At 33.7% G+C, this 13607-nt stretch carries 12 protein-coding genes and 1 pseudogene; 3 read left to right on the top strand and 10 right to left on the bottom strand.

All coding sequences use genetic code 11. From position 1 onward, the window contains the following. Positions 1 to 92 precede the first annotated feature (92 nt). From FNW17_RS14780 to FNW17_RS14745, 8 genes and pseudogenes are all read right to left on the bottom strand, one after another. Positions 93 to 752: a response regulator gene (locus tag FNW17_RS14780; RefSeq protein ID WP_144072042.1), complete on the bottom strand. Its 660-nt coding sequence runs from the start codon at positions 750 to 752 to the stop codon at positions 93 to 95. Between the two features lie 249 nt (positions 753 to 1001). Next, positions 1002 to 2807 (bottom strand): sensor histidine kinase, encoded by a 1806-nt coding sequence (locus tag FNW17_RS14775; RefSeq protein WP_143389418.1) that lies wholly within the window; start codon positions 2805 to 2807, stop codon positions 1002 to 1004. Positions 2808 to 2818: 11 nt separating this feature from the next. After that, complete coding sequence (locus tag FNW17_RS14770) at positions 2819 to 3400, bottom strand: DUF4202 domain-containing protein (RefSeq protein WP_143389419.1); 582 nt, start codon at positions 3398 to 3400, stop codon at positions 2819 to 2821. 248 nt (positions 3401 to 3648) lie between these two features. Continuing rightward, complete coding sequence (gene nirD / locus FNW17_RS14765) at positions 3649 to 4026, bottom strand: nitrite reductase small subunit NirD (protein WP_143389420.1); 378 nt, start codon at positions 4024 to 4026, stop codon at positions 3649 to 3651. Positions 4027 to 4276: 250 nt separating this feature from the next. Then, positions 4277 to 6784, bottom strand: a complete 2508-nt coding sequence (gene nirB / locus FNW17_RS14760) for a nitrite reductase large subunit NirB (protein ID WP_143389421.1) — start codon at positions 6782 to 6784, stop codon at positions 4277 to 4279. Positions 6785 to 7159: 375 nt separating this feature from the next. Then, positions 7160 to 7615: a hypothetical protein gene (locus FNW17_RS14755; RefSeq protein ID WP_143389422.1), complete on the bottom strand. Its 456-nt coding sequence runs from the start codon at positions 7613 to 7615 to the stop codon at positions 7160 to 7162. Then, a pseudogene (locus tag FNW17_RS14750) lies at positions 7612 to 7911 on the bottom strand (type IIL restriction-modification enzyme MmeI); the annotation flags it as partial. The gene FNW17_RS14755 and the pseudogene FNW17_RS14750, both read right to left, overlap by 4 nt. Before the next feature lie 92 nt (positions 7912 to 8003). Further along, positions 8004 to 8747 carry a DUF2490 domain-containing protein gene (locus FNW17_RS14745; protein ID WP_185964765.1) on the bottom strand — a complete coding sequence of 248 codons (744 nt, stop codon included), beginning with the start codon at positions 8745 to 8747 and terminating at the stop codon, positions 8004 to 8006. Positions 8748 to 9153: 406 nt separating this feature from the next. Between FNW17_RS14745 and FNW17_RS14740 the strand changes: the two genes are divergently transcribed. Further along, positions 9154 to 9681 carry a superoxide dismutase family protein gene (locus FNW17_RS14740; RefSeq protein WP_144072040.1) on the top strand — a complete coding sequence of 176 codons (528 nt, stop codon included), beginning with the start codon at positions 9154 to 9156 and terminating at the stop codon, positions 9679 to 9681. A 247-nt stretch (positions 9682 to 9928) separates the two neighbouring features. Further along, complete coding sequence (locus FNW17_RS14735; protein ID WP_143389426.1) at positions 9929 to 11143, top strand: LETM1-related biofilm-associated protein; 1215 nt, start codon at positions 9929 to 9931, stop codon at positions 11141 to 11143. Between the two features lie 110 nt (positions 11144 to 11253). Here FNW17_RS14735 and can read toward each other — a convergent pair whose 3' ends face one another. Then, the gene (can, locus tag FNW17_RS14730) at positions 11254 to 11889 is read right to left on the bottom strand and encodes a carbonate dehydratase (RefSeq protein WP_143389427.1); all 636 of its coding nucleotides are present in this window, start codon (positions 11887 to 11889) and stop codon (positions 11254 to 11256) included. 80 nt (positions 11890 to 11969) lie between these two features. Then, positions 11970 to 12443, bottom strand: coding sequence for a Dps family protein (locus tag FNW17_RS14725; RefSeq protein ID WP_143389428.1), 474 nt, complete (start codon positions 12441 to 12443; stop codon positions 11970 to 11972). Between the two features lie 97 nt (positions 12444 to 12540). On the opposite strand from FNW17_RS14725, the gene FNW17_RS14720 reads away from it, so the two are divergent. Further along, positions 12541 to 13482, top strand: coding sequence for a LysR substrate-binding domain-containing protein (locus FNW17_RS14720; protein WP_143389429.1), 942 nt, complete (start codon positions 12541 to 12543; stop codon positions 13480 to 13482). Positions 13483 to 13607: the final 125 nt, after the last annotated feature.

Raw genomic sequence — 13607 nt, 5'->3', positions numbered from 1 at the left:
TTTGGCAGGTTATGAAAAATAATTACGTATTTATACTTAATAAATACTTAGTAACGTAATCCAGAAATCTTAACTCTTTAAATAATAAAGAATTAGAGCAATGAAAATTCATTTGCTTTATTTGAAAGTTCTATAAGATTTTTGACTTTCAATTTTTTCATTAGATTAAAACGATGTACTTCGGCAGTACGTTTACTAATGTCTAAAGCTTCTGCAATTTCTTTATTTCCTTTGCCTGACAATAATAACCTAAGTATTTCTTTTTCTCTTTTGGTAATCATCATTTCGTCTCCGATGGGCTGTTTTACCTCTGAAAAAGTTGTTGGATGGGTAAGTTGACTAATCAATATGGACGAAATATCGCCACTAAAATATTTTCCACCTTCGGAAACAGTGTTCAATGCTTTGAGGAATTCTTCTTTGCTAGATCCTTTCAACAAATACCCATCGGCACCCGCTTTGATAGATTTTAATACATATTCTTCGGATTCATGCATCGAAAGCATTACAATTTTTACTAAATTATTTTGACTTCGCAGTTTTTCGACTACTTCAATACCGGTTAAATTAGGCATTCTAATGTCAAGAATTAATAAATCGGGCTGATTGATTTCGACTGATTTTAAAGCTTCTAAACCATCGGTAGCTTCGCCAACTACTTCAATATTAGCTTCGTTTTCTAATAATGATTTGATGCCATCTCTTACAAAAACGTGATCATCTGCCAGAACAACTCGAATGGGATTACTCATATCCTACTTAATTTTTAATTTCATTTTTACGTATATAGACCTAAAAAGTGATGCTAATGTACGTAATTTTCATTAAACAAAAAAAATAGATTGCAGTTTTCAGTTAGCAGGTGGCAGATTGTAGATTGTAGGTATCAGATAGCAGGTTCCGGTTACTGTTTCATGTTTTAGATTGGAGATTTTTAGATACAGTTTTATGTTTTCAAACCGAAAGCAAACTGAAATCTGATACCTGCTATCTTCAATATTTTAAATCGGAATATTAAAAGTAATTCGGGTGCCTTCGCCTGGAATAGAATTAAAAAACACACGACCGTTGATGTACTGAATTCGTTCTTTCATAAAAAGCAATCCCATTCCCGATTCGCTATTTCTCTTTTTCTCCACCGATGAAACATCAAAACCTTTTCCGTTATCATCTATTATGATACTCAAAAGAGTCGGACTATGCGAAAGTTGGACAATAATATGCGAAGAATCGGCATATTTCAAGGCATTGTTGATGGCTTCTTGGGTTAGTCGATAAATGTTGATTTCGACCAATGAATCCAAGCGTTTGTCAAAATCGGTCTTGTTATAAAACTGAATTTCTTTTCCAGTGAGTTTGGATAATTCCTGAGTCAATTTTGCCAAAGAAGAAACAATTCCGTGGTCACTCAACTCCGGTGGCATCAAATTGAATGTCGCGGTTCGAACACCTTTTATGATGTCTAAGGATAATTTTTTGAGGTATTCTATTTTTTGAGCCGACTTTTCTTTGTCTTCCAAATTGATACTTTCGAGACTAAATTTCAATCCCGTAAGCATTTGACCTATTCCATCGTGAATTTCTTTGGCAATACGATTTTGCTCATTTTCTTGATTTTCGACAATCTTACTCGAAATAATTTTTTGCTGATTGAGTTTGTCTGTTGTATTCTCTGTATTCAACCGTTCGACTTCTTGCTCTGCTTTTTTACGTTCGGTTATATCAAAACAAATGACCAGCAATTCCGATTCATCTTTCTTTATAGTCACCGGAACCATTGATAAATCCAACCAAATAGATTGCTCGTTTCGGGTGGTTATATAAATTTCGCCCTGCCAACCTGTTCGTTGTTTTTCGAGTAAAATCTGGTTTAGAAAATTTTGCTCTTTTTCTATTGGAGACAATGCTTCGGCAAACGTTTTATCCGAAAGAAATGGATTGTATTGCAACAATTTCGAAAATTTTTCTCCAATATGAATGATCGAACCATCGGGAGCCACTCTACAATAGAGCAAAGTATTTTCCATTGCATAATTCAGCGATTTCAACTCTTTGACTGAATTTTCTTTTGCTTCGCTGATAACTTCGGTGTCGTGTGCCAGTTTTAGCGCTTTTTTCTCGGAGAATAAAAGTTTAGATATGAGTGTTTCTACTTTTTTATTGGTGGGTTTGAAAATAAAAATAAATTCTAACAATAAAACCAACATTGTAAAACCTAAAATTGCATATTCGGTTTTGCTCTGCAAAGTTACTTTTTCTAGTGCTTCTTTGTCATATTGTCCAACAATTTCATTCATTTTCTCCAGAAAAACGCCTTGATTTTTGAGAATTATTTGAACTAATTCCTGATTATCTTTCTCCTGAATTCCTAGTTTTTTATGATGCAAAAAAACGGTTGCTGCTTGGACAATTTTGTTGAAATTGGGTTTAATAGCGACGAATAAATCCGAAAGTTCCTTGCTTTTTTCTTTAGGAAAACCCAGACTGTCATTTCCTTTTTCTAATGCATTCTGGTTGAATTTCCAAAGTTCAATGATTTCATTAGCACTTTTAATCTCTTTTTTGTTGTTTTTGGCATCAGAAATGAAATTCAAAATCAAAATTTCTTTGGTCAATTTTTGACTCAACATCCTTTGTTTACCAGAAATATTAATGATTTTGGAATCACTCAACTGACTGTGAAGGTTGTACTGAATGAGTAACTGACTGAGCAAAACCGTAATCGCAATAGTCAATAAGGCGAAAATATACAATCGTCTTAAATTTTTGAAAGAGATATCGGCAGAGGCTACAGTGCTTTTATTCATTTATTTAACTATTATAAACCAAGTGAATCTTTTATCAATTGAAGATTGGCATCACTGAAATTGATTTTCAAGGCTTCTTGATGCCCGTTTTCAGACATTTTATTCCATGTTTTCAAGATGATATTTTTCATTTTTTCTCTGTCGTGTTTTTGCACGAAAGCATCAAAATAGTATTCTAGAAAAACGAGGCAAATTACATCTTCGAGGAGTTGGGTTTCGCTGTCTTTTTTGAGTAATTTTTTTTCGATTAGAAAAGAAACTCTATCTATAAATACTGAAGAATAACCTGCTTTTTCTAGGATTTTGGCAGTAGTTTGTGCGTGAAATTTCTTCAACTCTTCGCGCCATTTTAAATATCCCACACGGTCCATAGGATAGGATTCCCGTGGCATTTTCCATCGGCAAATGTGTTGTGCTTTGGACGCTATTTGAACTTCTTCAGAAGCGTTTGGATAAAAATCCATCAGCCTTTCATACATTCGATTGGAATATAAAAGTTCTTTTGGATAGCTATTTGATTGGTGTGTTTCGCTGTTTGGATCTTGTGCATTTTCGGCATCTATCCAAGCACTGGCGTTTTGAAATGGTGTCATTGTGATTTAATTTATTAACCCGTTTGTTACAATTCGTAGAAATTTTAGAATCTCTAAAAAATTAAACACATAGAATCATAGAAAAAAGAGTTTGATAGACCAATTCTTGGGTTCATATAGTGTCATCTATGATTCGCTGTATGAAGTGAAACGTCTTGAAAAAACAACAAAAGCTATGTTTCTATGTGTTTAAAAAAGTACACATTAAATTAAAACTAATGAGTATCTTCAAATTCAAAGATACACAATTATTCCAAAAAGCCTACGAATACTTCTTCGTCCACGACTTTTACAGGATAAGTAGCAATCGAATAATCTTCGCCATTCAGGTTGGAACCATCTACTAGTGAAAAAGTTTTTTTGTGCATTGGACACGCTATTTTAGGAACACTATCTGCTGAACCCGTCATTCCTCTGGACAAAACCATCTCCATTTTGTGTGGACAAACGTTCTGACAAGCGTACCATTCGTTTCTTCTTTCGAAGTTAAAAATAGCAATTTGTTTGTCTTTGTATTTGATGCAACCGCCTCTATTACTCGGGAAATCTTTTAAAGTTCCAGCTTTGAACCATACTTTAACTTCTTCAAAAGCGATTGATTGGTATTCGTTTAGTATATTTTGCATAATTTTTATTTTTGGAGCTACAGGAAATGTTATGAACATTAAGTATTTTTTTTCAAACCATTAAGATTGTAAGGGAATTAAGTTTTGTAATCTTTCTTAATGAACCAAATATCTTAATGGTTTAAAATGTTTTTATTTTACTCTTAAAACCAGAAAAACTTATTTTTATCTTTCCAGCACTTCAACTAAATTTAATGATTCCGAAAGACTTTAAATGGTTGAAGTAATTTTGGAAAGAGTTCAAGTTTTTTTACCAAGGTTTAGGCATTTTTTGATCTCTCAAAGCAACATATTCAATGTTTTCATCTTTCTCGTCCGAATTTACAAAGTGATTAAAACGTTTCAGCAATCTTGGTTTCTCCAAAACTTGTTTCCATTCACATTCGAAAGTTCCAACTAAGGATTCCATTTCTGATTCTAAAGTTTCACAAATGCCAATACGGTCGTGAATGATAACTTCTTTCAAATAATCCAATCCGCCATCTAGTTTTTCTAACCAAGTTGCTGTTCTAACTAGCGGTCCTGCAGTCCTAATATAGTACATCAGGAAACGATCCATGTATTTAAAAACGGTTTCTTTGTCTATTTGCTCCGCCAATAAAACGGCGTGTTTCGGATTGGCACCACCGTTTCCGCAGATGTACAAATTCCAACCGCCTTCAACGGCAATCACTCCAAAATCTTTTCCTCTAGCTTCGGCACATTCTCTAATACAAGCCGAAACGCCTCCTTTTAATTTATGAGGAGAGCGAATCCCTCGGTACCGATTTTCCAATTCGATGGCAAAAGTCGTACTATCATCCATTCCGTAACGGCACCAAGCATTTCCAACACAACTTTTTACCGCTCTTAAGGATTTCCCGTAAGCGTGACCACTTTCGAAACCATTATCGATGAGTATTTTCCAGATTTTGGGTAAATCATTCAAATGTGCTCCAAATAAATCGACACGTTGTGCGCCGGTAATTTTGGTGTATAAATTAAATTCTTTCGCTATTTCGCCAATGACGATTAATTTCTCTGGAGTAATCTCACCACCAGCAATTCTTGGCACCACAGAATAGGTTCCATTTCGTTGAATATTAGCTAAATATCGGTCGTTGGTATCTTGAGTCGTAACGTGTTTGTTTGCTGTATCGTTATAAATACTAGAGAAAATAGATGCTACTACGGGCTTACATACCTCGCAACCGTCGCCGTTTCCGTGATGATCGACTACTTCGTAAAAGTTGGTGTATTTATTGATTTTTACAATATCGAATAATTCTTGACGGGTATAATGAAAGTGCTCGCAAATACTTTCTTTCACTTCTTTGCCAATTGATTTTTGAGCCGCTTTTACTAAATCGACTACCATTGGCTTACAACCTCCACAGCCTGAAGTGGCTTTGGTTAGTTTCACTACATCCGATAAACTTTCGCAAGTTCCATCGGTGATGGAGCAGCAAATAGAACCTTTGGTAACATTTTCGCAAGAACAAATTACGGCGGTATCAGGCAAATCCATAGCACTTCCCATAGTGGAACTTTCGCCACCTCTTGAACCCAAAATTAAATCTTCGGGATTTGGCGGCAACGCCATAGCGTTACTATAAATTTGGAACAATCCGTTATAATCTGATGAATCGCCAACGAGAATTCCACCCAAAAGTGTTTTTCCGTCTTTGGTCACATTGATTCTTTTGTAAATTCCGCTAAATTTATTTTCATAAACAATAGCTACAACTTCATCATTTTCTATAAAAGGATCCCCAAAGCTCGCTACCTCAACACCAATTAATTTCAATTGGGTTGACATATCGATGGTTTCTCTCATCGTTTTATCACTACCCAAAATTTGCTCGGCAGCCACATCGGCCATTTCATAACCCGGTGCTACAAGCCCATAAATCATTTGGTTATACAATGCTACTTCACCAATAGCGTAAATAAAGGGATCCGATGTTTGCATGGTATTACCAACAAGAACACCTCCACGTTCTCCGACCACTAATCCAGAAACTCTTGCGAGTTCGTCACGCGGTTTTATTCCAGCCGAAATTACTAACATATCTACTTTTAGCAATTCATCATTGGCAAACATCATCCCTTTTATACTATGTTCTCCATCTATATATTGTGTCGCTTTATTGAGATGAATCCCAATATTGAGTTTCTCAATTTTAGATTGAAGCATATCACTAGCGGCTTTGTCCAATTGTCTTGGCATCAATCGAGGAGCAAATTCTACCACGTGTGGATTGAGTCCTAAATCATATACGGCTTTTGCGGCTTCTAATCCCAACAATCCACCACCAAGGACAGCGGCTTCTGTAGCTCCATTTTGTTTTATTTTTTTGGCGTAGGTCATAATCGCGTCCAAATCCTCGATGGTACGGTACACAAAAACACCTTCTTTTTCTACCCCTTTTATGGGTGGCACAAAAGCAGCCGAACCCGTAGCCAAAACTAAGTAGTCATAGCCAAAAGTTTTGTCCAAATGGGTAGTTATGGTTTTATTTTCTTTGTCAATTTTTAAAACTAATTCCGAAGTATTAAGTATAATATTATTTTCATCATACCAATTAGAGGTTGACATAGACAAGTCGTCAGCGGTTTTGCCAGCAAAGTATTCGCTCAGGTGAACTCGGTCGTAAGCGCGTCTTGGCTCCTCGCCAAATACTGTGATTTGGTATTTTTCTTGACCTGATTTTGCGATGAATTTTTCACAAAATTTATAACCTACCATGCCGTTTCCGACTACTATAACTTTAATCATAATATAGAAATTAAGTATTATTACGCAAACATACGTATAAATACTTAATTTAAATACTTAATTGTAAATAATTTTAATTTTTGATTGTAAATTTTGTGAGATAAAGTATTTCGTTTTGATATTATAACAGATTTTGGTAATTTTTCAGTGTACCCCCATTTCAATACATTAATTGCCTCCAGCTTTAACAGGAGGAATAAAATTTTGATGTTTAATGTGACTTTAGCCAAAATAGTATAGTTTTTGGCTAAAGCCAATGCTACTTTCATTCCCTACTCCTCCAGCTAAAGCTGGAGGCAATTGAAAAATACTGAAAGGCTGAATAGAATACAGATTTTGTTTGTTATGTTTATTCTGTTGTTTACGAAATAACTTTTATAACAGCTTTTCTTTTACTTCAATTACTTCTTGGCTTACTTGCCAAACAAAATAGGCATTCCACTCATAAATTATAGGGTCTCTTTCCATAAACTGAATAAGGTGGTTTACAGATACCATTTTATTAAGGTAAATTTTGATGTCAAATGCTAAAAGATTATTTTTCCGTAATAATTTGCTAATTACCCTATCCTCTTCTGTTTGCAATTCAATGATAGGGAAATCAATAAGATACTTTTTTGAAATTTTAGGAATAACGCTAGCCATTTCGCATACAAAATCAAAAGGCCAGTTTCCGCATTGCTCTGGTTGTTCAAGGTATTTTATTACATCATTTGGTTTTACTCCAAATATAATTAACCTGTCATAAAGTGCTTTATGATGAAGTTTAAATTTCTTCAAATAAGTCACTACATTTTGATTCATAGCAATAGTATCCTTAGTGTCTGTCATTTCATTTTCCCTTTCTTTTCTTTCTCTTTTGTAAATAAATCGGCGGTGTATTTCTCGTACAATTCAAATAGAAATACCATTCTGTTGGCTTCGCTAGTAAAGGATTGACTTCGATAAGCCAAATCAACGGCTTTGTCTAACTCGTTGTGTGCCTTTGTCAATGCTGGTGGCATTGTCAACGGACTGTATAAATCTGCAAGAGAACTGTTTGGAAATTCCGTCCTTGCATCTAAAACTTTTTGTGCCTTTTCCTCTATTGTTTTTATATGCTTGTCTGTTGGGTTTTCTGGAAAAGGAACAAAATCTGTCACAAATTACACAAATTAAAGCAAATTTCTGTATGTGTTTTCTTTAAATCTTAAGAATTTATTATGGTTGGAATAATTCCCTATTTTTTAGTTGGAGCTACACTCGAATTCATATAAAAGAACAATCTCAAAGTGTGATTCATATCATACTGATACCCATTCGATTTTTGTTGATACACATTCATATACCCAAAATCATAACTCAATTTGGGATTAATGGATTGTTTGATTCCAACAAAGAATCGGTTTTGATCAAAAGTATTATACACAATATCTTTTCCAAATTGAATTAATAATTCGTCCGACAAAACCAGTGAAGGAGCCTTTTTATTCTTAAAAATTGGAATGGTAGTACTGATTAAATAACGTACTCTATTCGAAAACTTGTTCTTGCCTGTTTCTACATCATTGACAATTATTTCTTGCCAGCGTTGCTCGTTTCTTATCCTTTGAAGAATACTCAGATTTCCTGATTTGGTATTCATTTGAACTTGTTGATACATTCTATTTTCATCTGAAAAGGTACTCCATTCGGTAATTTTTGGTGCCAACCACATATGAGCATAGCCTGCCGTAAATGAAAATTTAGAGTTGGGTATATAAGCAAGTCCTCCTCTTAAAAAGAAAAAATTATTGTCTTGAAAAAAATCATTGGTTCTAAGATGTGCATCGGCAGCAATACCCCAATGCTCGCTGAATTTGGTAACGGTATTTAGTGAAGCCCAAGTTTGAAACTGATGATTGACTTCTTTTTCTTTAACAGTTTGAGCTAATAGGACTACTGGAAATAGTATAAATAGTAACTTAAGTAAATTTGTTTTCAAAGTATTTAAATTTTTAATTATGATTCTAATTTTCGAGTGCAAATTTACTTTATCAATTTGGCGAGTACAAGTTTTAGGGAATTTAAAAGGGCCAAAAAACATAATTTATTTTTATTCTATTTAGGTAATATAGTACACAAAAAAAACAAGTCAATGAGAGAACTTGAAGGAAAGACGGAAGAATTATAATAAAAACTTCAACTATAAAAAAACAGGTCTATAGTCGCTTTAGGATTAATAATTATAGTTGTATCGCTAAAGCAGGATTTATTTAATAATTTGTATAGTTATTGTAGGACGTGACATAAACCGGCCTCTCTACAAAACCAAACAGATTTTAAGATAACTTTAATTCTTTGCAACTTTTAAATGATTAATATTGTAATAATAAATAAACCCAAATGTTATGAAAAAAGTAATTTTCTCTATCTTACTAGTTATAGCCCTAATCATTGGATGTAAAACTAAAGGCAATTCAGCTGATTCCAAGAAACTAAACATCACTTTCGAATCAAAAAGTAATAGTGGTGTAACAGGAACCGCTACATTTACTGAAAAGAAAGGAAAAGTGACTTTTGTAGCCAAATTAACTGGATTAAAACCAGGCATTCACGCCATTCACATTCACGAAAAATCAGATTGCACTGCTGCTGATGGTAGTTCGGCTGGAGGTCATTGGAATCCAACATTCAAAAAACACGGACAATGGGGAGTTGGCGAATACCACAGAGGCGATATTGGCAATTTCATAGCCGATGAAAAAGGAAACGGAACTATCACTTTAACCACCAATGAGTGGACTATTGGTGGCGAAGATGAAACCAAAAACATTCTTGGCAAAGGTTTAATCGTGCATCAAGGTGCCGATGATTTTGTGTCTCAACCTGCAGGAAATGCTGGAGCTAGAGTCGCATGTTCGGCAATTATAAAATAATACAACAGTTTAATTTTTACAAATAAAAATCTACCACAGCTTAAAACGAATCTTCACCAACTCTATTCGTGTACATTCGCTTGAATCTGTGGTCAGAATATCAAACATCCCTAGGCGCTATATTGAAAGACGTTGAAATATTGTTTCAAAAGTAGCTTTTGTAGACAATATTAAATTAACAGTATTTTCAATTTATTAATTTAATAAAACCTCAAAAAATCATAGCTTTGCAATTCAAGACAAAGTAATGATAAACCCATCAGCATCCGGTTGGATAGACAAATTTTTCTATAAACAAAAATTATCTTTGTTTGCTGCAGAGACGCAACCCAGTATATTTTACAAAAAAGTTAGGGAAACAGGGTTTATCTATGGTCATATCGTAGCTTTTGACACCTCATTTGCAATAAATACCAAAGGTTGGCTCCAAAACGAAATTTCAAAACTGGCGCTGCTCAACACCTTGTATGGCATATATGAATTAAGCAATCCCGAAAAGACTCCCGAAAATTTTGTATCGGAAGCCGTTGATTTTTACAACCAAATGAATCCTCAAGGTTTTAGTTTATTCAAAAAAATAATGCCCGATGACACCATATCAATTGCCTTAGAAAAAATTATTGACAGTCGGGTTCAAACTAACATCGACATCATCAACAAAAATTTTTCGCATATTGTTACGAATGCCTTGCTATTTATTGATGTTTTGGCTTTTCGTCAATACTTGATCCACGGAGAAATTCCAGAAAAATATTTAAAGAAAATAGAAGAAGCCATCATAAGCATCGTATCGCTGGCCTTGAAAACCAAAACCACAAAATCGAAATACGACGATTTATTAATAAAACTTTTCGAATCATCAGTTCGGTACAGCAAATTCTCGAAAGTAAATGTGCAGTCACAAAATTTTGGAATGGATGAATTAAAATTAGATTATTTTACATACATTTTAGAAAAACAATATCTGGTAGATATGGCTGGAATGGCATTGTGGAGTGATGGGGTTATCGAAAAAAATGAAGCTTATTTTCTATACAAATTAGCAGAATTAATTGAAGTTCCCGATGATTTTGTTACCGAAAGTATGGAGAAAACGAATGAATTTATCAACAATTTCAAGAAAGAAATCCCATATTTTAATTACTCCAATCCTGTTAAACATTTTTACAACCAAACGACTCAAACCGTTGTAAAACTGATTACTCGTAACAAAAATAGATTAGTCAAGGAAATTCTTGAAAGTAAGGAATTGATGGTTTTACTAGCCTATTCGACACGAAGAGATTTAAGTGAAAAAGAAAAGAAAAAGGTAAGAAAACAATTGTTGGATATTTGTAAAACGATACCTTCATTGGCCATATTTCTTTTGCCCGGTGGTAGTTTATTGCTACCCATTTTTATTAAATTTATTCCAACACTATTGCCTTCCTCTTTTAATGAGAATTTAGAAAACGAGGATTAACAAAGGTCATTATTACCAAAAAAAACCACGAATTCAACAATAAATTTGTAAATTTGTGGCTAATAAATAGTTACAATACGATTGAATTTCAATCTATTAAATATCCTTTTTTAAAATTTTAGTTTATAAACACCTGAAAGATCCTTATCAGAACTAAAATTAACATTCAAATCTGTTACATATCCAGAATTCAATCCGTAAACCCATCCGTGAATGGATAATTCTTGCCCTTTTTTCCAAGCAGATTGAACAATCGAAGTTTTTGCCAAATCATATACTTGCTCCTTAACGTTCAATTCAACAAATCTATTGAAACGTTCCGTCTCATCTTCGATAGCATCTAATTCAATATGATGAAAACGATAAACATCCTTAATGTGACGTATCCAGTTATCAATAAGACCCACTGAGTCATTTCCCATCGCTGCTTTAATTCCACCACAACCATAATGACCGCAAACCAAGACGTGCCTTACCTTCAAAACATTGACAGCATAATCCAAAACACTCAACATATTCATATCTGAATGAATGACCATATTGGCAATATTTCTGTGTACAAAAGTTTCGCCTGGCTTTGCTCCAATGATTTCGTTTGCCGGCACTCTACTATCCGAACAGCCAATCCAAAGCAAAGGTGGAGATTGCCCTTTGGCAAGATCTTGAAAATAATTAGGATCCAGTGCTAATGAATCTTCAACCCATTTTTTATTTCTTTCTAATATTTTTTCGTAGAAATCGCTCATAAATTTAAAATATATTGATTACATTTTTCCAAATTTAGAAAAATATAATCAATATAACAGCAAAATGTCATTTGATAATTTTAATCGTGTTGCCAAGCTTTCAACATCCAAATGGTTTTTTCTTGTTCAGCGATAAAATCACTCATCATCGAATTTGTTCCTTCATCTTCTATTTCGCCAGATTTTTTCAAGATAACTCTTTCGATAGTTAGTAATTTAGACAATGATGCTATTATTATTTCAATAGCCTTTTCATCTTTATGGATATTTTTTACAATTTCTAATTTGTTGTTTTTGATATAATCTTCAAAAGTGTGAAGCGGAACAGCATCTAATGTCAAAACACGTTCGGCAATCAAATCAATTTTAATTTGGCTGTCATTGTACAACTCTTCAAATTTTAAATGCAAATCAAAAAAACGTTTCCCACGAATATTCCAATGTAAACCTCTCAAATTCTGATAATAGATTTGAAAATTGGCTAATAAAACATTCAACTCAGCCGCTAAAATTTGGGCTGCTTCGCTTGGTAATCCAATACTATTTAGTTTCATAATGTATTATTTTTTCATTCAAATTTACGAAATATATCTCCTTTCCGCTATAAATTAAATTGATTGTTTTTATATTTGCATCACAAAATACTATACAATGACAATTACCCAACTACAATATGTTTTGGCTGTAGCTGAACATAAAAATTTCACACTTGCCGCTGAAAAATGTTTCGTTACTCAACCCACATTAAGCATGCAAATTCAAAAAATCGAGGAAGAACTCAATATTTTGATTTTTGACAGAAGCAAAAAACCAATCCAACTTACCGCTATTGGACAAAAAATAGTGGAACAAGCCAAAAATATTGTTAACGAAGCGGGCAAAATAAAAGATATTGTCGAATACCAAAAAGGGTTTATTGGAGGCGAATTTCGTATTGGAATTATTCCAACCATTATGCCTACACTTTTACCCATGTTTTTGAATAATTTTATCAAAAAATACCCAAAAATAAAACTCATCATCGAGGAGTTGAATACCAATGAAATTATCACGAAATTAAAAAACGGACATCTCGATGCAGCCATTGCTGCAACTCCTATGGAAGACGAAAAAATCAAGGAAATTGTATTGTATTACGAACCTTTTGTAGCTTATGTTCCTGAAAATAATATCATTTCCCAGAAAACAGAAATCGAAATTTCCGATTTAAATCTGGATGAAATTTTGTTATTGCAAGACGGACATTGTTTTAGAGATGGAATTCTGAATTTATGTAGAAACCAGGAAATAACGGGTAAAAATTCATTTCAAATAGAAAGCGGTAGTTTTGAAACCTTAATAAAATTGGCCGACGAAGGATTAGGAACTACACTTCTCCCCTATTTGCATACTCTGAATTTGAACGAAAAAGACAAATTAAAACTGAGACAATTCAAAGAACCTAAACCAGCTCGCGAAGTGAGCTTAATTTACCCTAAAAGCGAATTGAAAATACATATTATTGAAGCCCTTAGAAATACTATTTCGGGAGTTGTAAAAGGAGCAATTGCTTTTCAAAATGTTCAAATAATAAGTCCCATTCCAAAGAAATAAAAAATGAATAAATAAAATACCCCCAAAAGTTATATACTAATGGGGGTATTTAAATGAATTACCCCGAGGCAGAGCCTCGAGGTATCGTGTTACTCGAAAGTTAACCGTAGCTGGTTTTTGTTAAA

The sequence above is a fragment of the Flavobacterium franklandianum genome, assembly GCF_007097365.1.
In the GTDB taxonomy this organism is placed as follows: domain Bacteria; phylum Bacteroidota; class Bacteroidia; order Flavobacteriales; family Flavobacteriaceae; genus Flavobacterium; species Flavobacterium franklandianum.
This window is presented reverse-complemented; position numbering and strand designations above follow the sequence as displayed.